The organism is Streptomyces niger (assembly GCF_000718305.1).
In the GTDB taxonomy this organism is placed as follows: domain Bacteria; phylum Actinomycetota; class Actinomycetes; order Streptomycetales; family Streptomycetaceae; genus Streptomyces; species Streptomyces niger.
In genome coordinates, this window is record NZ_JOFQ01000009.1 from 33,873 (window position 1) to 59,676 (window position 25,804).

Annotated in this window: 20 protein-coding genes; 12 read left to right on the forward strand and 8 right to left on the reverse strand. The window is 71.5% G+C overall.

Annotated elements, in window-relative coordinates; all coding sequences use genetic code 11:
- Nucleotides 1-55 precede the first annotated feature (55 nt).
- Genes IF20_RS19430 through IF20_RS19445 form a run of 4 tightly spaced genes read left to right on the forward strand, consistent with a single transcriptional unit; the run spans nt 56 to nt 4,035 of the window.
- Nucleotides 56-1,366 carry an MFS transporter gene (locus tag IF20_RS19430; protein WP_052866519.1) on the forward strand — a complete coding sequence of 437 codons (1,311 nt, stop codon included), beginning with the start codon at nt 56-58 and terminating at the stop codon, nt 1,364-1,366.
- Between the two features lie 37 nt (nt 1,367-1,403).
- Nucleotides 1,404-2,207, forward strand: coding sequence for a 2-oxo-tetronate isomerase (gene otnI, locus IF20_RS19435; RefSeq protein ID WP_052866520.1), 804 nt, complete (start codon nt 1,404-1,406; stop codon nt 2,205-2,207).
- Complete coding sequence (gene denD / locus IF20_RS19440; RefSeq protein ID WP_052866521.1) at nt 2,204-3,277, forward strand: D-erythronate dehydrogenase; 1,074 nt, start codon at nt 2,204-2,206, stop codon at nt 3,275-3,277. Before otnI ends, denD begins: the two co-directional genes overlap by 4 nt.
- A 5-nt stretch (nt 3,278-3,282) precedes the next feature.
- On the forward strand, nt 3,283-4,035 hold the full coding sequence (locus tag IF20_RS19445) for a FadR/GntR family transcriptional regulator (protein WP_052866522.1): 753 nt from the start codon (nt 3,283-3,285) through the stop codon (nt 4,033-4,035).
- A 64-nt stretch (nt 4,036-4,099) separates the two neighbouring features.
- On the opposite strand, the gene IF20_RS19450 is transcribed toward IF20_RS19445, so the two are convergent.
- The 3 genes from IF20_RS19450 to IF20_RS19460 are packed head-to-tail and all read right to left on the reverse strand — an operon-like array spanning nt 4,100 to nt 7,941.
- A complete protein-coding gene (locus tag IF20_RS19450) occupies nt 4,100-6,373 on the reverse strand; it encodes a xanthine dehydrogenase family protein molybdopterin-binding subunit (RefSeq protein ID WP_234426733.1) in 2,274 nt (757 codons plus the stop codon).
- Nucleotides 6,374-6,382: 9 nt separating this feature from the next.
- A complete protein-coding gene (locus IF20_RS19455) occupies nt 6,383-7,366 on the reverse strand; it encodes an FAD binding domain-containing protein (RefSeq protein WP_052866524.1) in 984 nt (327 codons plus the stop codon).
- The gene (locus IF20_RS19460; protein ID WP_110944340.1) at nt 7,363-7,941 is read right to left on the reverse strand and encodes a 2Fe-2S iron-sulfur cluster-binding protein; all 579 of its coding nucleotides are present in this window, start codon (nt 7,939-7,941) and stop codon (nt 7,363-7,365) included. Before IF20_RS19460 ends, IF20_RS19455 begins: the two co-directional genes overlap by 4 nt.
- A 426-nt stretch (nt 7,942-8,367) precedes the next feature.
- Here IF20_RS19460 and IF20_RS19465 point away from each other — a divergent pair, with 426 nt between their 5' ends.
- The 3 genes from IF20_RS19465 (at nt 8,368) to IF20_RS19475 (ending at nt 12,824) form a co-directional block, all read left to right on the forward strand.
- On the forward strand, nt 8,368-9,954 hold the full coding sequence (locus IF20_RS19465; RefSeq protein WP_110944341.1) for a DUF1254 domain-containing protein: 1,587 nt from the start codon (nt 8,368-8,370) through the stop codon (nt 9,952-9,954).
- Nucleotides 9,955-10,620: 666 nt separating this feature from the next.
- Complete coding sequence (locus tag IF20_RS19470) at nt 10,621-11,925, forward strand: family 2 encapsulin nanocompartment cargo protein terpene cyclase (RefSeq protein ID WP_407702530.1); 1,305 nt, start codon at nt 10,621-10,623, stop codon at nt 11,923-11,925.
- Nucleotides 11,926-11,939: 14 nt separating this feature from the next.
- Nucleotides 11,940-12,824 carry a geranyl diphosphate 2-C-methyltransferase gene (locus tag IF20_RS19475; protein ID WP_052866526.1) on the forward strand — a complete coding sequence of 295 codons (885 nt, stop codon included), beginning with the start codon at nt 11,940-11,942 and terminating at the stop codon, nt 12,822-12,824.
- Nucleotides 12,825-13,147: 323 nt separating this feature from the next.
- On the opposite strand, the gene katG is transcribed toward IF20_RS19475, so the two are convergent.
- On the reverse strand, nt 13,148-15,379 hold the full coding sequence (katG, locus tag IF20_RS19480; RefSeq protein WP_052866527.1) for a catalase/peroxidase HPI: 2,232 nt from the start codon (nt 15,377-15,379) through the stop codon (nt 13,148-13,150).
- A gap of 360 nt (nt 15,380-15,739) precedes the next feature.
- On the opposite strand from katG, the gene IF20_RS19485 reads away from it, so the two are divergent.
- From IF20_RS19485 to IF20_RS19495, 3 genes are all read left to right on the forward strand, one after another.
- Nucleotides 15,740-16,150: a Fur family transcriptional regulator gene (locus IF20_RS19485; protein ID WP_052866528.1), complete on the forward strand. Its 411-nt coding sequence runs from the start codon at nt 15,740-15,742 to the stop codon at nt 16,148-16,150.
- Between the two features lie 153 nt (nt 16,151-16,303).
- On the forward strand, nt 16,304-17,254 hold the full coding sequence (locus IF20_RS19490) for a squalene/phytoene synthase family protein (RefSeq protein WP_199896662.1): 951 nt from the start codon (nt 16,304-16,306) through the stop codon (nt 17,252-17,254).
- A gap of 122 nt (nt 17,255-17,376) precedes the next feature.
- On the forward strand, nt 17,377-18,429 hold the full coding sequence (locus tag IF20_RS19495; RefSeq protein WP_052866530.1) for a chitinase: 1,053 nt from the start codon (nt 17,377-17,379) through the stop codon (nt 18,427-18,429).
- Nucleotides 18,430-18,481: 52 nt separating this feature from the next.
- Here IF20_RS19495 and IF20_RS19500 read toward each other — a convergent pair whose 3' ends face one another.
- Both IF20_RS19500 and IF20_RS19505 read right to left on the reverse strand, forming a co-directional pair.
- Nucleotides 18,482-19,912, reverse strand: coding sequence for an MFS transporter (locus IF20_RS19500; protein ID WP_199896663.1), 1,431 nt, complete (start codon nt 19,910-19,912; stop codon nt 18,482-18,484).
- Between the two features lie 168 nt (nt 19,913-20,080).
- The gene (locus IF20_RS19505; RefSeq protein ID WP_234426734.1) at nt 20,081-21,349 is read right to left on the reverse strand and encodes an MFS transporter; all 1,269 of its coding nucleotides are present in this window, start codon (nt 21,347-21,349) and stop codon (nt 20,081-20,083) included.
- Between the two features lie 177 nt (nt 21,350-21,526).
- Here IF20_RS19505 and IF20_RS19510 point away from each other — a divergent pair, with 177 nt between their 5' ends.
- Complete coding sequence (locus IF20_RS19510) at nt 21,527-22,447, forward strand: LysR family transcriptional regulator (RefSeq protein ID WP_052866531.1); 921 nt, start codon at nt 21,527-21,529, stop codon at nt 22,445-22,447.
- 33 nt (nt 22,448-22,480) lie between these two features.
- Here IF20_RS19510 and IF20_RS19515 read toward each other — a convergent pair whose 3' ends face one another.
- Together IF20_RS19515 and IF20_RS19520 are read right to left on the reverse strand one after the other, a co-directional pair.
- Complete coding sequence (locus IF20_RS19515) at nt 22,481-22,714, reverse strand: hypothetical protein (RefSeq protein WP_052866532.1); 234 nt, start codon at nt 22,712-22,714, stop codon at nt 22,481-22,483.
- Nucleotides 22,715-22,869: 155 nt separating this feature from the next.
- Nucleotides 22,870-23,856 carry a LacI family DNA-binding transcriptional regulator gene (locus tag IF20_RS19520; RefSeq protein WP_052866643.1) on the reverse strand — a complete coding sequence of 329 codons (987 nt, stop codon included), beginning with the start codon at nt 23,854-23,856 and terminating at the stop codon, nt 22,870-22,872.
- A gap of 180 nt (nt 23,857-24,036) precedes the next feature.
- On the opposite strand from IF20_RS19520, the gene IF20_RS19525 reads away from it, so the two are divergent.
- The gene (locus IF20_RS19525; RefSeq protein ID WP_052866533.1) at nt 24,037-25,467 is read left to right on the forward strand and encodes a sugar porter family MFS transporter; all 1,431 of its coding nucleotides are present in this window, start codon (nt 24,037-24,039) and stop codon (nt 25,465-25,467) included.
- Nucleotides 25,468-25,804: the final 337 nt, after the last annotated feature.

A 25,804-nucleotide genomic window follows, 5' to 3' on the forward strand; every position in this document is an offset into this window, starting at 1 on the left:
CCGTGACGTTCCGTCCCCCGTCCGAGAATCCCTGAGCCGCACGAAGGGTTTCCGCATGCCCACTCCCGCCGCCACGGCGCCCGAGGCCACCGGCCACGCCCGTGAGAACGCCGTCTTCCGCAAGGTCGTAAGACGCCTCGTCCCCTTCCTCATGCTGTGTTACGTCGTCTCCTACCTGGACCGGGTCAACGTCGGCTTCGCGAAGCTGCAGATGTCCGACGACCTCGGGTTCAGCGAAGCGGCGTACGGCCTCGGTGCCGGCCTGTTCTTCATCGGCTACTTCCTCTTCGAGGTTCCCTCGAACCTCATGCTGCAGCGCGTCGGCGCCCGCACCTGGATCGCCCGCATCATGATCACCTGGGGCCTGGTCTCCGCGGCGTTCATGTTCATCACCAACGAGGCGACGTTCTACGCGCTCAGGTTCCTGCTCGGCGCCGCGGAGGCGGGGTTCTATCCCGGCGTGATCCTCTACTGCACCTACTGGTTCCCCGCGCACCGCCGGGCCCGCGTGATCGCGATGTTCATGTCGGCCATCCCGGTGGCGGGCATCTTCGGCAACCCCCTCTCCGGCTGGATCATGGAGCGGTTCCACGGTGCGAACGGCTGGCAGGGCTGGCAGTGGCTGTTCCTGCTGGAGGGACTTCCCGCGGTCGCCGTCGGCGTGGCGACGCTGTGCTACCTCGACGACACGGTGCGCGGCGCCAAGTGGCTCACCGACGAGGAGAAGACCGTCATCGAGCGGGCGTTGGCGGACGACGCCGCGCACCAGAGCGTGCACGGCCGGGTCCTGGACGCGTTCCGCGAGCCCAAGGTGTGGCTCATGTGCCTCATCTACTTCTGCTTCGTGATGGGCCAGTACGCCCTGACCTTCTGGATGCCCACGTTCGTCCGGTCAACCGGCATCGAGGACAACCTCACGATCGGTGTGCTCAGCGCCGTGCCGTACCTGGCCGCGCTCGTCGCGATGAACGTGTTCGGCGCGTCGTCGGACAAGCGCCGCGAGCGCCGCTGGCACCTCGTCGTCCCGTCCCTCATGGGCGCCGTGGGGTTCTCGCTGGCCGCGGGCTGGGCGGGGTCGACCGTGCTCTCCCTGATCGCGCTGTCCTTCGCCGCGGCCGGCGTGCTGACCTGCGCGCCACTGTTCTGGTCACTGCCCACCGCGTTCCTGGGCGGCACCGCGGCGGCGGCCGGCCTCGCTGTGATCAACTCGGTGGGCAACCTGGCCGGCTTCGTGAGCCCGTACATGATCGGCGCGCTCAAGGACGCCACCGGTTCGGCAACGATCCCGATGTACGTCCTGGCGCTCAGCCTCCTGGTCGGTGCCGCCGCGGTGCTCACCACCAAGAAGCAGGTCGTCAACCGCTGACGGGACCGACGGTCCCGGCCCGAACGCAGGAGCCACCATGCCGAGGTTCGCCGCGAACCTGTCCATGATGTACACCGAACACGACTTCCTCGACCGCTTCGCCGCGGCAGCGGCGGACGGCTTCGAGGCCGTCGAGTACCTCTTCCCGTACGAGTACGACAGCACCGAGCTGCGCCGCCGGCTCGACGACCACGGCCTGCGCCAGGTGCTCTTCAACGCGCCTCCCGGAGCGTGGGAGGCGGGTGAGCGCGGGACGGCCGCCCTGCCCGGCCGCGAGGCGGAAACGCGCTCCGGGGTCGAGCGGGCCCTGGAGTACGCCGCAGCGCTGGGCTGCCCGCGCGTCCACGTGATGGCCGGGCTGGTGCGGCCGGACGCGACGCCCGCGGAGCGGGCCGCCCACCACGCGACCTACCTGACCAACCTGGCCTCGGCAGCGGAGCAGGCCGCAGCGGCCGGTGTCGACCTCCTGATCGAGCCGATCAACGGCCGCGACATGCCGGGCTACTTCCTGCGCACCCAGGCGCAGGCCCATGCTGTGGTGCGGGAGGTGGGTGCCGCCGACCTCAAGGTGCAACTCGACCTCTACCACTGCCAGATCGTCGAGGGCGACCTCACCACGACCCTGCGCCGCGACGTCCCCACAGGCCGGGTCGGTCACCTGCAGATCGCGGGCGTGCCCGACCGCCACGAACCCGACCGGGGCGAGGTCGACTTCCGCCACCTGTTCGACGTCGTCGACGAGGTGGGTTTCGACGGGTGGATCGGCTGCGAGTACCGCCCCCGCGCCGGCACGAGCGAGGGCCTCGGCTGGCTGAACGACTATCGAGGAGAGCACGCATGAGGATCGTCATCACGGGTGGGTTCGGCTTCCTGGGACGCCAGGTCGCCGCCGCACTGCTGAGGACGGGGACCTTCGGCGGTGCGCCGATCGACCGGCTGGTGCTCGCCGACCGGTGCGTACCGTCCGGCGCACCGGCGGCGGCCGACCTGTCCCCGGCCTCTTCGGGCAGCGGATCCCCCGTCGTGGACGTCGTCCAGGGCGACCTGACCGACCGCCTGCAGCAGCTGTTCGCGGAGCCGGTGGACGTACTGATCCACCTCGCCGCCGCGGTCTCCGCCGAGTGCGAGGCGGACTTCGACCTCGGCATGAGCGCGAACGTCGACACCACCCGCGCACTGCTCGAAGCCGCCCGGGCGCAGTCGGCCGCCGGCGGCCCCACGCCGCGCCTGGTGTTCGCCAGCAGCGTCGCGATCTACGGCGCCGACCCCGCGCTGCCGCTGCCCCCGGTGGTCAGCGAGGCGACCCTGCCGATGCCCCGGTCGAGCTACGGAGTGCAGAAGTTCGTCTGCGAGCAGCTGGTCGCCGAGTACACCCGGCGCGGCTTCCTCGACGGACGCGTCGCCCGCCTCATGACCGTCGCGGTGCGGCCGGGCAAGCCGAACGCGGCCGCCTCCGGCTTCCTCTCCGGCATCGTCCGCGAGCCGCTCGCCGGCTCCCCGGCGACCTGCCCGGTCGACCCCGGCCTGGCGGTGGCCCTCGCGTCACCGCGGCGTACGGTCGAAGGCATCCTGCGCGTCGCGGAGGCCGAGCGGGGCACCGGGCCCGGCCGGCTCGAGGGCCGGCTGCCCGTCAACCTGCCGGCGCTCACGGTCACGGTCGCCGAGATGCTGGACACGCTGCGGCGGGTGGCCGGCGACGCCGTCGCCGACCTGGTGACGGTCGCGCCGGACCGGGACGTCGAGGCGATCGTCGGCTCCTGGCCCGCCCGCTTCGACAACACCCGCGCCGCCGCGCTCGGACTGACACCGGACCCGAGCTTCGAAGCGGTCGTACGGGACTACCTGCGCGGCCACGCCGACGCCGTGGCCGTCGACGCCCCGCGCAGGGCGACGAGCGCGTCCGTAGACTGAACATCATGCTGTCCAAGTTGAGTGGTCCCGTGCGGCTGGCCGACCGGGTCGCCGCGGTGCTCTCCGAGGAGATCGAGTCCGGGCGGCTGGCCGAGGGCGACAAGCTGCCGACCGAGGTGGAGCTGGTCAAGCAGCTCGGCGTCAGCCGCACGGTCGTACGCGAAGCCGTCTCCAGGCTCCGCAACGCGGGCCTGGTCGAACCGCGCCAGGGCCTCGGCGTGTTCGTCATGCCCCGGCGCACCCGGCCGCTCGACCTGGAAGCCGAGGCCGACGACACCAAGGGGAAGGTGCGGCAGATCGTCGAGCTGCGCCGCGCCATCGAGGGGGAGGCCGCCTCCCTGGCGGCCACCCGTGCCACGCCCGACGACCTGGCCCGGATGCGGCAGGCCCTGGACGCGATCGATGCCGCGGTCGCGGCCGGGGGCGACGGTGCGGACGAGGACCTCGCCTTCCACCGGTCCATCGCCGAGTCGACCGGGAACGCGGTGATGGTCTCGACGCTGCGGTACCTCGGCGAGGTGCTGCGCAGCGGCATCCGCGTCACGCGCGCGAACGAGGCGCGGCGGGAGGACTACTTCGAGGCGGTCCGGCAGGAGCACCACGCCATCCTGACCGCCATCGAGGCCGGCGACGCCGAGGCGGCCTGCGCCGCCGCGCGCCGCCACCTGAAGCACGCCGCCGCGCGGCTCCCGGAAGCGGACGACGGCTTCTGGGCCGAGACCGAAGACCTCGACGTGGACCTCGGCGCCACCAGCTGACAAGCCCCCGGGTGGCACGCGACCGGCGGTCGCCGGGGGCTCAGGCACCCGCAGCCGTGGCGACTCACTCCTCCGGCGGCGGCAGACCGGGCAACACCTTCTCCAGCGTCAGCGGGAAGTCGCGTACGCGTACCCCGGTGGCGTTGAACACCGCGTTGGCGACCGCCGCGCCGGCCCCGCAGATGCCCAGCTCGCCGATGCCCTTCGCGCCCAGCGCGTTGGCCTTGTCGTCGTACCCGTCGAGGACGACCGCGTCGACGGCGGGGATGTCGGCGTGCACGGGCACCAGGTAGTGCGCGAGGTCCCGGGTGGCGAAGGCCCCGGTACGGACGTCGACGACGCCCTCCTCCTGCAGGGCCGCGCCGACGCCCCAGATCATGCCGCCGATCAGCTGTGAGCGTGCCGTCTTCGCGTTGAGTACGCGCCCCACCGAGAACACGCCCAGCATCCGCCGCAGCCGGATCTCGGCGGTGTCGGCGTCGACGCCCACCTCGGCGAAGTGCGCGCCGTAGGTGTGGATCGAGTAGGCCGAGTAGTGGGGATCGTCGGTCATGGCGAGGGTCTCGCCCGTCGTCTGCACACCGTCGGGGAAGTGGCGGGCGACGAGGTCGCTCAGCGCCTCCGACGCCTCGCCGATGCGCACCCGGCCGTCGGCGAACACCGCCTTCTCCCAGGGCAACCCGCACAGCGCGGAGCGGGTGTCCTCCCGCACCGCGGCCAGCAGCCTCTTCCGCAGGGCGTGGCAGGCCCGGTGCACCGCGGTGCTGGAGTTGGCGGCGCCCCACGAGCCGCCGGACCCCATGCTGGTCGGGAACTCCGAGCGCCCGAGCTCGACGCGCACCCGGTCGGTCGGCAACCCGAGCCCGTCGGCCGCGACCTGCGTCAGGATCGTGTAGGTGCCCGTCCCGATGTCGGTCATGTCCGACTGGACGGTGGCGGTGCCGTCCGCCGCCAGCCGGACCCGCACCGTCGTCGGCATCTGGAAGTGCCCGCGGATGGCGGCGGCCGTGCCGTAACCCACCAGCCACTGCCCGTCGCGCACGCTCGCCGGCCTGGTGGGGCGGCGCTCCCAGCCGAACCGGCGGGCACCCTCGCGCAGGCACTCGACCAGGTGCCGGTCGCTGTACGGGACGCCGCGCTCGGGGTCGACGGTGGGTTCGTTGCGGATCCGCAGCTCGACCGGGTCCATGTCGAGTGCGTCGGCCAGCTCGTCCATCGCCGATTCCACCGCCAGCAGGCCCGGTGCGTCGCCCGGCGAGCGGACGTCCTCGCCGCGCGGCAGGTCCAGCGGCGTCAGCCGGTGACTCGTCAGCCGGTGGGGCGCGGCGTAGAGGCTGCGGGTGGTGGCGGCGGTCTGCTCGGCGTACTCCATGTCGGGGTTGGTGTGCATGGTGACGTCGTGCGCGAGCGCCACCAGCCGCCCGTCCCGGTCCGCGCCCAGCCGGACCCGCTGGCTCGACGTGGGGCGCAGCCCGACGAGCTGGAAGATCTGCTGCCGGGTGAGCGCGACCTTGACCGGCCGGCGCACCATGCGGGCGGCGAGCGCCGCCAAAATCGTCTCGGCGTGGATGCCCAGCTTGGAACCGAAGCCACCGCCCACGTAGGGGGCGACCACGTGGATCCGCGCCGGGTCGAGCCGGAGCGTGGCGGCGACCGATGCCAGCGCCGCATCGACGATCTGGGCGCTGACGTGGACGGTCAGGTCCGCACCCTGCGGTACCGCCGTGCACGCGTGCGGCTCCATCGGCATGGAGAACTCGTACGGCGTGGTGTAGAGCCGGTCGACGGTGACCGCGGCGGACCGGAATCCGGCGTCGAAATCACCCACCGCGGTGTCGGTGGGAAGCCCGGCGTTGACCACCTTCGGTACGTACGTGTCGTCCCTGAGCGCGGCGAAGTCATAACGCCCGGGCCGCTCCTCGTACGCCACCTCGACGAGCCCCGCCGCCGCCCGCGCCTGCTCGAAGGCCGCGGCGACGACCAGCGCGACCGGCTCGCCGTAATGGTGGATCTCGGGACCGGTCAGCATCGGCTGGGCGCGCCAGTATTCGATGGGGACGGAGGTGTCGCGCGGTCCTTGCTCCGGGGCGTTGTGGTGGGTCATGACCAGGCGGACGCCCGGTGCGCGCTCGGCGTTCGCGGTGTCGATCCGGGTGAGGCGCCCCCTGCCGATGGTCGCGCCGACGATGTACCCGTAGAGCGGGCGGTCCTCGGCACCGTGCTCGTAGGCGTACGTGGCCCGGCCGGTGACCTTCAGCGGGCCGTCGACGCGGTGCACGGCGCGCCCGATCACCCCTTGCCCGGCATGCCCTTGTCCGGTCATCCCTTGCCCGGTCATCGCGCCTCCTCAACTCGCGGCGGCCAGGTGCGCCAGGGTGCGGCACAGCGTGCGCTCGGCCAGCTCGATCTTGAAGTCGTTGTGTCCCCGCCCGATCGCGTTGCGCAGCGCGGCCCGGGCGGCGTCGCGGTACGTGGCCATCGTGGCCGGGCGGCCGATCAGCGCGGCCTCCGCCTCGACCGACCGCCACGGCTTGGCCGCCACACCGCCGAACGCCACTCGCGCCGCACGGACGGTGTCCTGCTTCACCGAGAGCACGGACGCCACCGATACGAGGGCGAACTCGTAGGACGCCCGGTCGCGCACCTTGCGGTAGAGCTGCCGGCCCGGCGGGGGCGGCGGCAGGACGACGTCGGTGATCATCTCGCCCGGCCGCAGCACGGTTTCGCGGTGCGGTGTGTCGCCGGGCAGCCGGTAGAAGTCCGCGATGTCGACGTGGCGTACCGACTGATCGGTGTCGAGCAGTGTGATCCGCGCGCCCAGCGCGGTCATCGCGACGGCCATGTCGGAGGGGTGGGTGGCGATGCAGGAGTCGCCGGCACCGAGGATCGCGTGGATCCGGTTGAAGCCGCCGATCGCCGCGCAACCGGCCCCCGGGCGGCGCTTGTTGCAGGCAGCGGCGGTGTCGTAGAAGTAGGGACAGCGCGTGCGCTGCATCAGGTTGCCGCCGGTGGACGCCTTGTTGCGCAACTGGCCCGAGGCACCGGACAGCAATGCCTGGGACAGCACCGGATAGCGGGTGCGTACGCGGGCGTCGGCGGCGACATCGGAGTTGGCCGCCTGGGCACCGATGCGCAGTCCGCCGTCCCGCAGATCCTCGATGTTCCGCAGCGGCAGCCGGCTGATGTCCACCAGGTGGCTGGGCTGCTCGATGTCCAACTTCATCAGGTCGAGCAGATTGGTGCCGCCACTGATGAACTTCGCACCGGGCTCGGACACCGCGGCCACGGCGGCCCGTGCGTCCGTCGCGCGTTCGTAGGTGAAGGCCCTCATCCCGCGTCTCCCTCCGCCACGCTGCGGACGGCCGCGACGATGTGGGGGTACGCCGCGCACCGGCAGATGTTGCCGCTCAACCGCTCGCGGATCTCCTCGTCGGTCAGCGCGATCCGCTGCGCCACCGCGTCGGCCGCCGCGGTGGCATGGCTGGGCCAGCCCGCCGCCACTTCGGAGAGCATGCCGACGGCCGAGCAGATCTGGCCGGGGGTGCAGTAGCCGCACTGGAAACCGTCCCGCTCGACGAAGGCACGCTGCATCGGATGCAGGTCGTCAGGGGCGCCCAGGCCCTCGATGGTCACCACCTCGTCGCCCTCGTGCATGACGGCGAGCGTCAGGCAGGAGTTGATGCGCCGGCCGTCGACCAGCACGGTGCAGGCACCGCACTGCCCGTGATCACACCCCTTCTTGGTCCCGGTCAGGCCCAGACGTTCACGCAACGCGTCGAGCAACGTGGTCCGCGGATCCACCGCGAGCCGCCGCACCCGGCCGTTGACGCTCAACTCGATCTCCGAGAGCCGGCCCGCCCGCTCGTCGGGGGACCGTCCCGCGGTACGCATGACGGAATCGCTCATCACAGCACGCCTTCCTCGCCGGGTGCGGTGGCACCGTAAGAAATGGCTGTCACCCTGACCATGCGATCGCGATGGCCGGGTGCGTTCCCCCGCGGCCCGGCGGCACTGCCGGTACGCCCGCACCCCGTGCCGAGCGTCTCGCAGAAACCGGCGCACCGCGACGCTCCTTCGGGCCGGTTCCCGACGCCTGTCAGGGCCGGTACCGGTCGGACACCCGCCGCACCTGCCGTACGTGCCGTACCGGCTCCACGAGCGCCACCGCGGTGCGTGCTTATGGCGGGTTCGAGGCGCGGAAGGCGGGCCGTACCTGGTGTTGAATTCGCCATTGGGCCCAGCAGGCGGCCGGCTCCCCGGGGGCCGGCCGCCCGGCCTTCGCTCGGGACACCGCTCCCGGTGCCCGCGCCTCCCGTGTGAGGAGGAAACCTCATGCACGTCACACACTTCGCCCGCCCAGGGAAACTGCGGCGGAGCGCCGCCACCGCTGCCGTGACCACGCTCCTGCTGTGGGCGGGCGCCGGCCAGGCGGACGCCGCTCCGCGAGCACCCTCGGGCGGTGACGTCCCGTCCGCCGCCGCCGACGCGGTGAACGCCTACCTCTATGGCTACCCCCTGGTCCTCACGCAGGCCACGCGGCAGCTGAGCACCAACGTCACGCGCCCGGACGCCGCCACCAACCAGGCGCCGCCGAACCGGTTCGTGACGTCGAAGAACGTCCCCGGCCCCGCGTTCAGGACGGTCGTCTCACCCAACGTGGACACGCTGTACTCCTCGGCCTGGCTGGACCTGAAGGCCGGGCCGGTGGTCCTGCACGTGCCCGACACCCACGGCCGCTACTACCTGATGCCGATCCTCAGCGCGTGGACGGACGTCATCGCCTCGCCGGGCAAGCGGACCACGGGGACCCGGGCGGGTGACTTCGCGATCACCGGCCCCGGCTGGCACGGCACCCTGCCGGCCGGCGTCACACGCATCTCGTCGCCCACCGACTCGGCCTGGATCATCGGGCGTACCCAGCTCAACGGCCCCGCCGACCTCCCCGCGGTGCACGCGCTGACGGCCCGGTACACCCTCACGCCGCTCAGCGCGTACGGCCGTCACCACACCCCGGCCCCGGGGCGGGTCGACCCGCGCGTGCCCACCGTCCCGCCGCCGGACCGCGTCGCCCGCATGGACGCGGCGACGTTCTACTCCCGGCTCGCCGCGGCCATGGCGGACAATCCGCCCGGCCCCGCGGACGCCCCCATGGTCGACACCTTGAAACGGCTCGGCATCAGCCCCGGTGAGCCGTTCGACATCGACGCCAAGGGAAGCGCCACCGCCCACGCGCTGCGCCAGTCCGTCGCCCGGGGCCAGCGAATGATCAAGGAAGCCGTGCCTGCCCTCGGCAAGGACGTCAACGGCTGGCGAGTAGCGCTCAACCTGGGCCGCTACGGGACCGACTACCTGCGCCGGGCCGCCACGGCCTGGCAGGGCCTGGGCGCCAACCTGCCCCAGGACGCCGTCTACCCCCTCGTCCTCACCGACAGCCACGGCCGGCAGTTGACCGGCGCACACCGGTACACGATCCACTTCCCGCCCGGCCACACCCCGCCGGCCCGCGCCTTCTGGTCCCTCACCATGTACGACCAGCAGGGCTTCCTGGTGCCCAACCCCATCGACCGCTACGAGATCGGCCACACGGTCACGCCGCGGCGCAACAGCGACGGTTCGATGGACATCCACCTTCAGCACGACCGGCCGACGGCCGCTGAGGAACGGGCCAACTGGCTGCCCGCACCCGCCGGCACCTTCAACGTGATGCTCCGCATGTACTGGCCCCGCCAGGCCGTTCTCCACGGCACCTGGGCCCCGCCCCCGGTCGTCGCGGCGCACGAGGCCGCCACCCCGGACCAACTGGCCCGTACCGGCGAGGACGACCTCGCGCTCCTCGGCACGACCGCCGCCCTGTGCGCAACTGCCGGAGCCGTATTGCTCCTCCTCACCCGCCGTCGCTGGACGACTTCCGTGCGGTGACGCCACACCTCGGCTCCCGGCAGGCAACTGTCGGGAGCCGAGCCGTGGCCGAATCCCTCGGCAGGGCATTTCCGGGAAGGTCACGGCTCCTCGATATGGCGAGATCTGCATTGGTCTCCTGAGGTGCGAGTGGCGCCTGTAGAGGCGCCGTTTCGGCTGTGCGGTGCAGGAGTTGAGGGTGTGGCGGAGAGTGGCTGCGGCGCACGTCAAACGTGCCCCCGCACAGATAGTCCGAATGCCGTCGGTCGCCCGGATAAACCCGGTGCGGAGTGAGATCACTGCATCGTGGTAACTCCACCAGTCGCCTGGGCGAGCGGGGCGTACCGGCCGTTACTGTTTCCAGGGATCTCGGCGGATTCTCAGATATTCGTTCCCGATTACCAGATATGTGTCCTCCCCTTTCTCATTCGCCGGTTCACCCCACGTACGCCGCTCGCCACCCCACGAAGGAGAGCTCGCCCGATGACCGCTGCTGCTCGACGCGTCGGGGCTCCGAGCCGTTCCCGTCCGGTGGTCGCGACGGTGGTCGCAACGGTGGCCGCGGAGGCGGCTGCGGCGGAAGAACCGTTACGCCGAAGGGCATCGGTGAGCGGGCGTCCCATCCATCACCACACCCAGGAGTCACCCATGCCCGATCACGGGAACTTCCCGCTGCGGACCACTCCTTTGCGGTCGAGCCTGTTCGATGTCGCGGCCCGCTTCGGTACCGCCGCCCGTACGCCCGACGTCGAAGCCGGAGCCGCTGCCGAAGCGGGCGTGACGGACGCGGCGAGTCCCGTGGCGGTGCCCGAACCCACCGACGGCCCCGCGAGCGAGCCGGATTCCGCGCTGGAGCGGATCCTGCGCGGCCCGAGCGGGCTGGGGACGGCGGGGCTGCGTCTGGCCCCGCGCGCGGAGCCCCCGGCCGACCACGAGCCTGCTGCCGCACCCGAGCCCGCGGCCGACCCGGAGTCCGCCCCGGAGCCCGACCCGGAGTCCGGGGCGCCGGCGGAGGGCACGCCCATTCCGGGCCTCTACCACCACCCGATCCCGGAGCCCGATCCGGCGCGGGTGGCGGAGGTCAGCCGCCGCATCAAGGAGTGGGCGGTGGAAGAGGCCGAGGTGTATCCCCCGGAGTGGGAGGACCAGTTCGACGGTTTCTCCGTCGGCCGCTACATGGTCGCCTGCCACCCGGACGCGCCCACCGTCGAACACGTCATGGTCGCCACGCGGCTGATGGTCGCCGAGAACGCCGTCGACGACTGCTACTGCGAGGACCACGGTGGCTCGCCCGTCGGCCTCGGCAGCCGCCTCCTGCTGGCGCACACCGCCCTCGATCCGCTGCACACCACGGAGGAGTACGAGCCCGCGTGGCTGGAGTCGCTCGGATCGGACGCCCCGCGGCGTGCCTACCGCTCCGCCATGGAGTACTTCCTCCGGACCGCCACCCCCTCCCAGGCCGACCGGTACCGGCACGACATGGCCCGGCTGCACCTGGGATACCTCGCCGAGGCCGCCTGGGCCCAGACGGAGGAGGTGCCCGAGGTCTGGGCATACCTGGCGATGCGTCAGTTCAACAACTTCCGCCCCTGCCCGACCATCACCGACACGGTCGGCGGCTACGAACTGCCCGCCGACCTGCACGCCCAGCCGGCCGTGCAGCGGGTCATCGCACTCGCCTCCAATGCCACCACCATCGTCAACGACCTGTACTCCTACACCAAGGAACTCAAGGCGCCCGGAGTGCACTTGAACCTGCCCGTAGTGATCGCCGAACGCGAGGGCGTCTCGCACCGCGAGGCCTACCTGAAAGCGGTCGAGGTCCACAACGACCTCATGCACCGCTTCGAAGCCGAGGCCGCCGCCCTGGCCGAGGCCTGCCCCGTGCCGACCGTGCAGCGCTTCCTGAGGGGAGTGGCCGCCTGGGTCGACGGCAACCACTACTGGCACCAGACCAACACCTATCGGTACAGCCTGCCCGATTTCTGGTAAGGACGGATTCACCTGTGACCAGCACCGAGTTCTCCACCCTCAACGGTTCCGCCGCCTTCGTGCCCGCCCCGGCCTCGCCCTACCAGGGGGACATCGCCCGCTACTGGGACCAGGAGGCCAGGCCCGTGAACCTGCGTCTCGGCGACGTCGACGGGCTTTACCACCACCACTACGGCATCGGCGACGTCGACCACGCCGCCCTCGGGAACCCCGGCGACGGTGACTACGAGAAGCGGCTGATCGCCGAGCTGCACCGCCTGGAGTCGGCACAGGCCGAGGTGCTCCTGGACCACCTCGGCCCCGTCGGGCGCGACACCACACTCGTGGACGCCGGCTGCGGCCGGGGCGGTTCGATGGTCATGGCGCACCAGCGCTTCGGATGCAAGGTCGAGGGGGTCACCCTGTCGGCCAAGCAGGCCGACTTCGCCAACCGGCGCGCGCGCGAACTGGGCATCGAGGACCATGTCCACGCCCGGGTGTGCAACATGCTCGACATGCCCTTCGAGTCGGGGATGGCCGCGGCCTCGTGGAACAACGAGTCGACCATGTACGTCGACCTGCACGACCTCTTCGCCGAGCACTCCCGCGTGCTCGCGGTCGGCGGCCGTTATGTCACCATCACCGGCTGCTGGAACCCGCGTTACGGGCAGCCCTCGAAGTGGGTGTCCCAGATCAACGCGCACTTCGAGTGCAACATCCACTCCCGCAGGGAGTACCTGCGGGCCATGGCCGACAACCGCCTCGTGCCGCAGGCCGTCGTCGACCTGACCCCCGAGACGCTGCCCTACTGGGAGCTGCGGGCCACGTCTTCCCTGGTCACCGGCATTGAAGAGGCGTTCATCAACTCGTACCGGGACGGCTCCTTCCAGTACGTGCTGATCGCGGCCGACCGGGTGTGACGCCCGCCGCCCGCGGCTGACGTCCACGGCCGGAAGGGCCGGCCCCGTCGAACGACGGGGCCGGCCCTCACCGGTACCGGACCTCCTCGAACGGCCAGTCCGACGACAGCCGGCGGCTCACGGTGTCGTACACACGCACCCGATCACCTGCCCGTCGAGGTCGAGAACGGTGTAGGTGAAGCCTGACCGCTGTGCGAAGTCCTCGGGCACGAAAGCACGTACGGACATGGTGGGAGGGTACCGATCCGCACACCGGGAACGCCCGGGCCGGCCGTTGTGGCCGGCCCGGGCGTTGCCGTCGGGCTGGGGGAGCGGGCCCCGGATCAGATCAGGTCGAACCGGTCCAGGTCCATGACCTTGGCCCACGCCGCGGCGAAGTCCTTCGCGAACTTCTCCTTGGCGTCGTCGGAGGCGTAGACCTCGGCGACGGCGCGCAGCTCGGAGTTGGAGCCGAAGACCAGGTCGGCACGGGTGCCGGTCCACTTGACCGCACCGGTGGCCCGGTCGCGGCCCTCGAACGCGGTCTGGTCCTCGGAGGTCGAGCTCCAGGCGGTGCCCATGTCGAGCAGGTTGACGAAGAAGTCGTTCGTCAGCGTGCCCGGGGTCTCGGTGAGGACGCCGGTCTTGGAACCGTCGTAGTTCGCACCGAGGACGCGGAGGCCACCGACCAGGACGGTCATCTCCGGGGCGCTCAGCGTGAGCAGGTTCGCGCGGTCCACGAGCAGGAACTCGGCCGGCAGCCGGCTGTCCTTGCCCAGGTAGTTGCGGAAGCCGTCGGCCACCGGCTCCAGCGCCGCGAAGGACTCCGCGTCGGTGTGCTCGTCGGTCGCGTCGACCCGGCCCGGGGTGAAGGGCACCTCGATGTCGAGACCGGCGTCCTTGGCGGCCTTCTCCACGGCCGCGCTGCCGCCGAGCACGATCAGGTCGGCCAGCGAGACCTTGCGGTCCGAGCCGCTGTTGAACTCCTGCTGGACGCTTTCGAGGGTGCGCAGGACCAGGGCGAGCTGGTCGGGGTTGTTGACCTCCCAGCCCTTCTGCGGCTGCAGGCGGATACGGGCGCCGTTGGCGCCGCCGCGCTTGTCGCTGCCGCGGTACGTCGAGGCCGACGCCCACGCGGTGGAGACCAGCTGCGAGACGGTCAGGCCCGAGTCGAGGAGCTTGGCCTTGAGGGCCGCGATGTCGGCGGCGTTGATGACCTCGTCCACCTGCTCCGGCAGCGGGTCCTGCCACAGCAGCGTCTCCTCCGGGACCTCCGGGCCGAGGTAGAGCGACTTCGGGCCCATGTCGCGGTGGGTCAGCTTGTACCAGGCCTTGGCGAAGGCGTCCGCGAACTCCTCCGGGTTCTGCCAGTAGCGGCGGGAGATCTGCTCGTAGACCGGGTCGAAGCGGAGCGCCAGGTCGGCGGTGAGCATCGCCGGGGCGATCTTCTTGTTGGGGTCGTGGGCGTGCGGGATGGTGCCCTCGCCCGCGCCGTCCTTCGGCTTCCACTGCTTGGCGCCGGCCGGGCTCTCGGTCAGCTCCCACTCGTAGCCGAAGAGGTTCTCGAAGAAGCCCATGCTCCACCGGGTGGGCGTGCTGGTCCAGGTGACCTCCAGGCCGGAGGTGATGGCGTCCGCACCCTTGCCGGTGCCGTAGGAGTTCTTCCAGCCCAGGCCCTGCTCCTCGAAGCCGGCGGCCTCGGGGTCGTCGCCGACGCTCTCGGCCGGGCCGGCACCGTGGGTCTTGCCGAAGGTGTGACCACCGGCGATCAGGGCGACGGTCTCCTCGTCGTTCATCGCCATGCGGCGGAACGTCTCGCGGATGTCGCGGGCGGAGGCCAGCGGGTCCGGGTTGCCGTTCGGGCCCTCGGGGTTGACGTAGATCAGACCCATCTGGACGGCGCCGAGGGGCTCCTCCAGCTCACGGTCGCCCGTGTAGCGCTCGTCGCCGAGCCAGGTGGTCTCCGGGCCCCAGTAGACGTCGTCCTCGGGCTCGTAGGCGTCCACGCGGCCGCCGGCGAAGCCGAAGGTCTTGGCGCCCATCGACTCCAGGGCCACGTTGCCGGTGAGGATCAGCAGGTCGGCCCAGGAGATGCTCTTGCCGTACTTCTTCTTGACGGGCCACAGCAGGCGGCGGGCCTTGTCCAGGTTGCCGTTGTCCGGCCAGCTGTTGAGCGGCGCGAAGCGCTGCTGGCCCGTGCCGGCACCGCCGCGGCCGTCGCTGATCCGGTACGTGCCGGCGCTGTGCCAGGCCATCCGGATCATGAGCGGGCCGTAGTGGCCGAAGTCGGCCGGCCACCAGTCCTGCGAGGTGGTCAGCACCTCCTGGATGTCCCGCTTCACGGCCGCCAGGTCGAGGGACCGGAACGCCTCCGCGTAGTCGAAGTCATCGTCCATGGGGTTGGCCACGGGCTGGTTCTTGGCGAGGATCTTCAGGTTCAGCCGCTCGGGCCACCACTGGCGGTTCCCGCCGCCCTGGGTCGGGTGCGGGGCACGCGCCGTGTGCGCGACCGGGCAACCGCCGGCCTCTCCCTCGGTTTTGGAGTCGGTGACGATTGCGTCGTGGTTCTCGGACATGCGGATCCTGATCCTTCCGGGCCAACGGGTCACGGTGTGAAGCTGTTGGGGTGGTGCGGGAGAGGGGTGAAGCATTCAGGGCGCCGCCCCGTGGGTCACCTCGGACAACGACATCGGTCGCGGCATCCACCACGCGGGGTGAGGCGCGCCCCGCGTGACCGTCGGTCTGCTGCCGTTTCGATGTCTCCTGTCCCTTGGCGGGTTCCGGAACCGATCCTACGATGGACAGAGTCCAAGTCAATAAGTTGGCCAAACTCATACGCGGTAGAGGTACGTCGGCGTGCGTGGGGTGTGGTCCACAAAGCTGGGCGGTTGCGTCCACGGACACCGTGCACCATCGATACCGAATGGGTGGACCACATGAGCGACCTGCTGGAGCGACTGCTGGGGCGTGGGTGGCGGATGACGTCCCAGCGGCGCGTTGTCGCCGAGGTCCTCAGCGGTGACCACATCCATCTCACGGCTGACGAGGTGCACGCCCGCGCCGTACGGCGACTGCCCGAGATTTCCCGCTCGACCGTCTACAACACCCTCGGGGAGCTGGTCTCCCTGGGCGAGGTCGCGGAGGTCTCGACCGACGGCCGCGCCAAGCGGTACGACCCGAACGCGCGCCGGTCCCACCAGCACCTGGTGTGCTCCGGCTGCGGGATCATCCGCGACGTCCACCCCGTCGGCGACCCGTTGGCCGGCCTCCCGGCCGAGCAGCGCTTCGGCTTCACGGTCTCCGGCGCCGAGATCACCTACCGGGGCCTGTGCCCGTCCTGCGCCTGACCGGCTCAGGAGTAGCGGGCCAGGGACGGTACGAGAGCAGGGCGACCAGGGAAACCGCCTGGCCGGAGAAGCGGCCCCCGCCGCCTCTGAGCGCCCCAGGTATTCTCGACCTTTTGCTTGTTACTCATGGTGTTCTGGTGCGGGAGGGTACGCGTGCGAGTGTGGCGACGTTGTCTGGACGCGGGCGAGGTGTGGGGGAGCGAAGCCCGCTCCGACTACTCGAAGGTCGCGCAGTTCATGCAGCGCAGGGAGCCGGCCGGGTACGCGGCGGTGCGGATGCTGACGCCCGCGCACTTCCAGCCCCACGTGCTGGCCGGCTACGCCTTCGCGTCGTTCACCGACGACCTCTGCGACCGGGGCACCGTGGCGGAGCGGACCCGGCGCTTCGACGCCTGGGCGGGACGGATCAGGGCGGCGCTGGACTCCGGCACCGCCAGGCACCCGCTGCTGCGTGCGTTCCTCCACACGTCCGCCCTGCGTGAGCTGCCCCGCCACTGGATCGAGTCGTACCTGGACGGCGCGCGGATCGACCTGGACTTCCCCGGCTTCGCGACGGAGGCCGACTACCAGGCGTACGTGGACCGGCTGACCTGGCCCTTCCTCATGATCACCACCGGGCTGGCGCAGGCCGGCGGCGGTACCCCGGAGTTCGCGCAGAGCTGCCGGCTGGTCGCCGACGCGGGGCAGCGCACCGACATCCTGACGGACCTGGCCGAGGACCTGCGGGACGGGCGACTCTACCTGCCTCTCGACGCGCTGGAGCGCCACGGCGTCACCCGCGCCGACCTCGACGCGGGGCGGGACGTACCCGGTGTGCGGACGCTCCTCTCCGAGGCCGCCGGCAAGGCGCACCACACGCTGCGCGAAGCGACCCGGCTGCTGGACGAACTCCCCGAGGAGTACGGCCCGTTGATGCGATTCGTCCTGGACCTGCACCACCAGCGGCTGGAAACCGTGGTCGCCATGGGCGCCGCCGTCACCCGTCGCCCGGCCCGCGACAACCCGGTGACCTGCCTGCGCCTCCTGGCCGGGGCGCGTCGCCCGCGCGCCGGCCGCCGCCCCGCCCCGGAGGCCCGGGAGGAACACGAGCGGAGCGGGATATAGGGAGCTCCTCAATTGGTCCAGACCCATTGACCTCAGGTCTGGACCAATCTACGGTGTGGCCACTCACCCGGTCATCCCGGCCGTGTCGCCTCTCCATGCGGCACGGCGAGAGAGGACACGACATGATCGGTAAGGCCCTCCGTCTGCTGGGTGCCGGGCTGGCGCTGGTGTGTGCCGCGCAACTGCCGGCCGCCGCCGCACCCGCCGCGCCCCGGGCCGACACCTGCGCGGTGAAGTCCCGGCCCGCCGGCAAGGTGCTCCAGGGGTACTGGGAGAACTGGGACGGTGCGGCGAACGGCGTCCACCCCGGGCTCGGCTGGATCCCGATCACCGACTCCCGTATCGGCGCGCACGGTTACAACGTGATCAATGCGGCCTTCCCCGTCATCCGCTCGGACGGCACCGTCCTGTGGGAGGACGGGATGGACGCCACGGTGAAGGTCGCCACGCCCGCCGAGATGTGCCAGGCGAAGGCGAACGGTGCCACGCTCCTGATGTCCATCGGCGGCGCCGCGGCCGGCATCGACCTCAACTCCACGGCCGTCGCGGACCGGTTCGTCGAGACCATCGTGCCGATCCTGAAGAAGTACAACTTCGACGGCATCGACATCGACATCGAGACCGGCCTCACCGGCAGTGGCAACATCAACCAGCTCTCGGCCTCGCAGGCCAACCTCATCCGCATCATCGACGGCGTGCTCGCGAAGATGCCGTCGAACTTCGGCCTGACGATGGCCCCCGAGACCGCGTACGTCACCGGCGGCAGCGTCACGTACGGCTCGATCTGGGGCGCGTACCTGCCGATCATCAAGAAGTACGCGGACAACGGCCGCCTGTGGTGGCTGAACATGCAGTACTACAACGGCAGCATGTACGGCTGCTCCGGCGACTCCTACTCCGCCGGCACCGTCGAGGGCTTCACCGCGCAGACGGACTGCCTCGACAAGGGGTTGGTCGTCCAGGGCACCACCGTCAAGGTGCCCTACGACAAGCAGGTGCCGGGCCTGCCCGCCCAGCCGGGCGCCGGCGGTGGGTACCTCTCCACCGCCCAGGTGTCCCAGGCCTGGAAGCACTACGGCAACGGTCTGAAGGGCCTGATGACCTGGTCCCTCAACTGGGACGGCGCCAAGGGCTGGACCTTCGGCGACAACGTCCGGGCCCTCCAGGGCCGCTGACGCGCACACGGTGGCGCGCTCCGCACGGCGCGGACGCCGAGGCCCGGTGCTCTCAGCGCGGGCCGGGGTCGGCGAGTGCCGGCTCGCGGGCCTCGTCCCGGGACGCCACCGCGGGGGCGGAGCCGGGGAGCGGGCGGCCGGCGGACTCCTTGGTGAACCAGCAGGCGGCGGCGCCGATCGCGCCGGCGGCCATGAGGTAGTAGCCGGGCACGTTGATGTCTCCGGTGCCCTGCACCAGCAGGGCGTTGATGACGGCGGTGGTGCCGCCGAAGAGGGAGACGGAGATGTTGAAGGCGATCGACAGGCCGCCGTAACGGATCTCGGTGGGGAAGAGCGCGGGCAGCGTGGCGGGGAGGGTGCTGTTGAAGCAGAGCAGCATCAGCGACATCAGCGCCAGGCCGAGGAAGACCGTCGTCAGGGTGTTCTGCTGGATCAGCAGCACCGAGGGCACCCCGAGCACGACCAGCATGGCGCAGCCGAAGTACAGCACCGGCTTGCGGCCGATGCGGTCGGAGAGCCGGCCGACGAAGGTGATGAGCACCATGCCCAGCGCCAGGACGGCGATCTCCAGGATCTGCGCCCACGTGGCGCTGACCGCGGGGGCGAACTTGCCGATGTACTCCAGCATGTACGTGGTGAGCATGTAGTTGGTGACGTTGAAGACCAGCACCAGACCCATGCAGATCAGCATCGGCCGCCAGTACCGGACGAAGATCTTGCGGATCTCCTTCAGGGTCTGGTTGCCCTCGCGGCCCTTGGTCTCCGCGACGACGGCCTGGAAGGCGGGGGTGTCCTCCAGCTTCAGGCGGAGGTAGAGGCCGATGATGCCGATCGGGCCGGAGATCAGGAACGGGATGCGCCAGCCCCAGGAGAGCAGCGCCTCGTGGGACAGCACGCCGGGCAGCTGGATGACCAGGCCGGCGACGCCGCCGAGCAGGTAGCCGGTCAGCGTGCCGAACTCCAGCCAGCTGCCGAGGAAGCCGCGCTTCTTGTCGGGCGCGTACTCGGCGATGAAGGTCATCGCGCCGCCGTACTCGCCGCCGGTGGAGAAGCCCTGGACGAGGCGCGCGAGCAGCATCAGCAGGGGGGCCGCCGGGCCCCAGGACGCGTAGCCGGGGATGAAGGCGATGACGAAGGTGCCGATGGCCATCATGATGACGGTGAGGGACAGCACCTTGGTGCGTCCGATGCGGTCCCCGAGCGGGCCGAAGAACATGCCGCCGAGCGGGCGGACCAGGAAGGCGACGGCGAACAGGCCGAGGGTGCCGATCGTGCCGACGGTCTCGCTCGCGCCGGTGAAGAACACCGCGGTGAGCACCGGCGTCAGGTTGGCGAAGACACCGAAGTCGAACCACTCGGTGATGTTTCCGACCGCCGCCGCGCTGATCGCCCGTCTGGTCACCTTGGGGTCGGTGACCGTGATCTCGTCGGCCGTCAGCGGCTTCCGGGTTGCGGTGTCGGTATCGGCATGTGCAGCCGGCACAGAGAACTCCCTCAAACATCGCTCCCGGCGGATGCCGCCGGGAGCGCGATTCAGCGCGGCACGAGTGACCCGAAGGCCTCGGCGGGCGCTGCGTGCGATTTCCAGCCTTCGCGGCTGACGTGGTGCCGGAGCCGGCGTCCCGGCGGCTTACGCCGGTGGCACGACGGCTCAGGCGGACAGATCGTGCTGAGCGGGCCTCACTTCGATGTAGACGATTTCTCCCTGCCGGCCGGTGGCCCGGCTGCGGGTCCGGCGCGGCGGAGTGCGGTGGGCCGGAGCGCGGTGGGCCGGAGCGCGGTCGACCTCGGCGACCGCGACGCTCGTCACCAGGACGAGCAGGGCGGCGATCGAGGTCACCAGGGTCACCGCCGTCGTCAGGGAGAACGGGCGGGCCAGCAGCCCCACGGCCACGGCCGACAGGCCGGAGCCCAGGGAGAAGGAGAGGTGCAGGGCGCCGGTGACGGCGGCGCGTGCCCGGTCGGGAGTCTTGGCGTCGACCGCGGCGGCCGACCCGGCGTGGGCCGGTCCGTGCCCGGCGCCCGCCACCACGGCCGCGACCAGGGTGAGCGAGGTCGATCGGCCCACGGTGAGCGACAGGGCGGCGAGGCTCACCAGGAGGGCCGCGAGGCCGGCGAGCTGCGCGCGCCGCGTGCCGAGCCGCCCGACCAGGGGCTGGGTGAGTGCGGAACAGACCAGCACGGAGGCCAGGACGCAGCCGGTGAGCGCCATGTCGTGCCGGCCGGACCGGGCCGGCAGCGCGGGGACGGTCGCGAGGAACAGGCCGACCGTGGTCCAGGCGAGGAAGCTGACGGCCGAGGCGGTGGCGAACACCGCCCGCATCCCTTGGGGGATACGGGGGACGGCAGGCTGCCCGGGCCGCTCCGGCGCGCCGGCAGCGGCCGACGAGGCCTCGGCGACCGGTGCGGCGGCAGGCAACGGGGCGAGGGCCGAGACCCGGTACCAGCCGAGCGCCAGCAGCGCCAGGTGCAGCACGAAGGACAGTACGTACGGAGCGGGCGCGTACCGGCCGAGGAAGCCGCCCGCGGCGGCGCCGGCCGCGGTGCCCGCCACGAAGGCGATGCCGGCGAGTACCGCACCGCGCCGCGGACCGCGCCCCGCCGTCCCCGTACCGGCGAGCGCGGCGGCAGCGCCGGTGGCCGCCCCGAGGGCCAGCCCCTGCGCGGCGCGCCCGACGACCGGCCACGCCGGTCCGGAACCGAACGCGAGACAGGCCGAACCGAGGGCCGCCAGCGCGATGCCCGCACGCAGCACGGGCCGCGGCCCGAAAGCGTCCGAGACCGGGCTGAGCAGCAGCAGTGCGGGGGCGCCGGCCAGCGCGAAGACGGCGGAGAGCAGCGTCGGGGTCAGATCGGCGGGCAGGCCGGCCAGGTGACCGGGGGAGAAGGCGCCGGGCAGGTAGGCCCCGAGCGTGAGCACGACCAGCACGTAGAGTCCCGTCGCCCGGTCGTGGCGGGTACGCGATGGGGACGCGGCCGAGCGGAGGTTCCGCCGCGGGCGTCCGGAAGAACTCGTGGACAACACGCACGCAGAGTGACATCTCCGACTGGCGTGCACAATCGAATGGCTTTGCAGGCGACCGTGCAGAATATTTGCATGATTGATCCGAAGCTCAAGGTCCTGCAGATGGTCGACAGCTACGGAGGGGTGACGGCGGCCGCAGAAGCCATGCGGCTGACCCCCTCCGCGGTGTCGTACCAGCTGCGCCAGCTGGCCGAGCAGCTCGGGGTGAAACTGATCGAGCCCGCGGGGCGCGGCATCAAGCTGACGGCGGCGGCGCGCACGGTGCTGCGGCACACCGTCGTCATGCAGGCGCAGTGGGAGCAGGCGCGCGGCGAGCTGGCGGCCACGGCCGAGGAGCCGACGGGCAGCTTCACCCTCTGCGGCTTCTCGACGGCCGCGACGCACCTGCTGCCGCCCGCGGCGGCGACGCTGCGTCACCACCATCCGCGACTGAGCGTCCGCCTGGTGGAGGCGGAACCGGTGCGCTGCTTCGAGCTGCTCCTGTCCGGCGAGGCCGACCTCGGCCTGGTGGTGGTCACCTCCGACTCACCGCCGCTGAGCGATGAGCGGTTCGACCAGCAGCCCCTGTTGGACGACCCGCTGGACCTGGTGGTGCCGGTCGACCACCCGCTGACGAGACAGCGGCGGGTCTCCCTGGCGGACGCGGCCCGCGAACCGTGGATCCTCGGCACGCCGGGCGGCACCTACCACCAGCTGGTGGTCACCGCGTGCATGTCGGCCGGCTTCACCCCGTACTTCGCCCACCAGGCCGACGAGTGGGACACCGGGCAGGCGATGGTCGCGCAGGGGCTCGGCGTGGTCCTCGTGCCGCGCCTCGCGCGCATCAACACCGAATGGGCCGTGGCACGCGTGCCCCTGTCGGGGGAGCCGGCGCCCGCGCGACGGATCCTGGCGGCCACCCGTAACGGTGCCGCCCGTCACCCCGTCGTCGCGCAGGCGCTCGACCTCATCAAGACCTCTTCGTCCGGCCTGTTCCCGCCCGGCAGGAGATGACCGTACGGCCCGCCGGTCCGCTCCGTCCGGCGGTCAGGCGTGGTCGACCAGCTGGGCATGCCCTTTCTGCCGTGCGCAGTGGGCGCAGCAGTAGAACTGGCCGTCCGACTGCAGGCCGTGGCCCAGGATCCGGCAGTTGCAGTTGTCGCAGACCGGCGCCATGCGCTGGGCCGCGCACTCCAGGCTGTCGAAGACGTGGACCGCGCCGGCGGCCCGCACTTCGAACGCCAACTCATAGTCGTTACCGCAGACTTCGCACTCCGCCATGGGAATCCTCCATCGTCTCGGGCGACGGGCGGGGCAAGGGTCGCATCGCCACCAACCTCTCACCGGAACCGGAGCCGCGCCAGCACACAACGAGCCGGTGACCCGCTACCGGCCGGTGGCGATCTCCGCGTGCCCCGGTATCGGACAGGGCGCGCTCACGCGTCGTCGCGCGGGAGGCCCGTCGAGGCGCGTACCACGAGCTTCGGGTCGAGTACCGCCTCGCGCGGCGCCACCCCCTCGCCTTCGAGTCGCTCGACGGCGAACCGCACCGCGTGCTCGGCCAGCCGGGCCGGGTCCTGGCGGACGGTGGTCAGGCCCACGGGCATGAGGTGCGAGAGGTGACTGTCGTCGTAGCCCACCACGGAGACGTCGCCCGGTACGTCGAGGCCGGCCCGCGCGAACGCCATCATCAGCCCCAGCGCGCTCCGGTCGTTGCTCGCCAGGACGGCCGTGGGCAGCCGGCGCTCCGCGAGCATCGAGCGGGCGGCCGCGGCGCCGGCCTCCTCGGTCTGCCGGCCCGGCACGACCCGGATCTCGTCGCCGAGGCCGTGGCGGCGCATCGCGGCGCGGTAGGCGCGCCGCCGCTCCGCCGAGCCGGGGTCGCGTCCGCCGTCGACGTGCACGATCCTGCGGTGCCCGAGGCCGAGCAGGTGGTCCATGGCCTGGCGGACGCCCTTGGCTTCCGCGGTGTGCACGTTGTCCACGTGGGCGCCGGTGATGCGGCGGCCCACGGAGACCGTGACCGTGCGCCGGCCCAGTTCGTCCAGGTACGTGCTGCCGGACCCGGGACCGAGCAGGATCAGGGCCTCGCAGCGGTGGCTGAGCAGCGCTTCCACGGCCTTGCGTTCGGACCGGCCCGGCGCGTTGGTGGCGAGCAGGATGTCGTAGCCGCGCTTCTCGGCCTCGGGGTGGACGGCCTCGGCGAGGTCGGCATCGAAGGGCTGGTGCAGGGTGAGCAGCACGCCGAGGGTGCGGCTGTGGTCGCGGGCTAGGAGCCGGGCCGCGCTGTCGGGGCGGTAGCCCAGCTCGTCGGCGACGCGCAGGATGCGCTCCCGTGTCGCGCTGCTCGCCCCGGCCTCGCCGCGGAAGACGATCGAGACCAGCGCCCGGGAGACCCCGGCGCGGGCGGCGACGTCGGCCATGGTGGGGCGCCGATTGCCGTACGTGTCCACCTGCTGCCACCCCACCCTGAGCGGCGCCACGGAGGCAACGTCTCCGTGACAACCTATTGACATGACATTTGAACAACGTCATCGTACTGGCCAACTAGAGCGCGCTAGTAGCGTGCAACAGCATCGTTCCTCCCACGCAAGGAGACGTCAATGAACGTCACGGACGACGCATCCACCCGCGGCGTGCCGCCCGCCCTCGGCGAGGACGCGCCGCGGCCCGTGCGACGCCGCCTGCGTGTCATCACCGTCATCGCCACCTTCGGCGGGCTCCTCTTCGGTTACGACACCGGCGTGATCAACGGCGCCCTGCCGTACATGAAGGACGACCTCGGCCTCACGCCCCTCACCGAAGGCCTGGTCACCAGCTCGCTGCTGCTCGGCGCCGCGCTCGGCGCGGTCACCGGAGGCAAGCTCTCCGACGCCCGCGGCCGGCGCCGCAACATCCTCGTCCTCGCGGTGTTCTTCTTCTTCGGCGCGCTGGGTGCGACGCTCGCGCCCGGCACCGAGGTCATGATCCTGGCGCGCTTCGTCCTCGGCCTCGCGGTCGGTGGTGCCTCGGTGACCGTGCCCGTCTACCTCGCCGAGATCTCCCCGGCCGAGTGGCGCGGCGGGCTGGTCACCCGCAACGAACTGATGATCGTGAGCGGCCAGTTGCTCGCCTTCACCTCCAACGCGGTCATCGCCCGCCTCGGCGGCGAGTCCGGCGGCGTCTGGCGCTGGATGCTGGTCCTCGCCACCGTCCCCGCGGTCGTGCTGTGGCTGGGCATGCTCGTGATGCCCGAGAGCCCCCGCTGGCTGGCCGCGCAGGGCCGCTTCAACGACGCGTTCGAGGTGCTGAAGCAGGTCAGATCGCAGCAGCGGGCCGAGGCAGAGCTGAGCGAGGTCTCCGCGCTCGCCGTCAAGGACGAGCAGGAGAAAGTCGGCGGCTGGCGGGACCTGCGGGCCACCCCGTGGATCCGCCGCCTGATGTGGGTGGGCTTCGGCATCGCCGTCGTGCAGCAGATCACCGGCGTCAACACGATCATGTACTACGGCACCCAGATCCTCACCGACGCCGGCTTCGCCGCCGACTCCGCCCTGACCGCGAACATCGCCAACGGCGTGATCTCCGTACTGGCCACCTTCGTCGGCATCTGGCTGCTCGGCCGCGTCGACCGCCGCCCCATGCTGCTGGCAGGCCAGCTCGGCACCACCGCCGCGTTGCTGCTCATCGGCGTGTTCTCCATGGCGCTGCCCGCGGGCGACGGCCGGGCCTTCGCCGTCCTCGCCATGACCGTCACCTTCCTCGGCTTCCAGCAGGGCGCGATCTCCCCGGTCACCTGGCTGATGCTCGCCGAGCTCTTCCCGATGCGGATGCGCGGCTTCGGCATGGGCATCGCGGCGGTGGTCCTGTGGCTGACGAACTTCGCGATCGGCCTGGTCTTCCCCTCCATGGTCGCCGGCCTCGGCGTCTCCGGCACGTTCTTCGTCTTCGTGGTGCTCGGCGTCCTCGCCATCGCCTTCGTCAAGCGCTACGTCCCCGAGACCAAGGGCCGCTCCCTGGAGACCCTGGAGACGGAGCTGCGGGCGCGGTACTCGTAGCGCTGTCCCCAGCCGGCCCTCGGCAGGTCGGGTACGCAAGCCGGCCCTTGCCGCGCATCGCGGCGCGTACGCGCCGCTCGGCGAGACCGCGGCCTCCCTCGGGGCCTGTCCCGGCAGCGGGGGAACTCCGGACCCGGTACTGCGATTGAAGGCCATCGCCCGCTCCGTGGCAGGGCGATGGCACGGCAGGTCCGCCGGCGAGACGCGCGCAGAACTCATCGATGGACGTCAACGGACGGGCTGCTGCACGATGACGGGCAGCTAGCTGATCGACATCGCCCTGCACCGTCAGTCCGCGCCGCAGCCCGGACATCGAGGTAACGTCACTCGCCGGGGC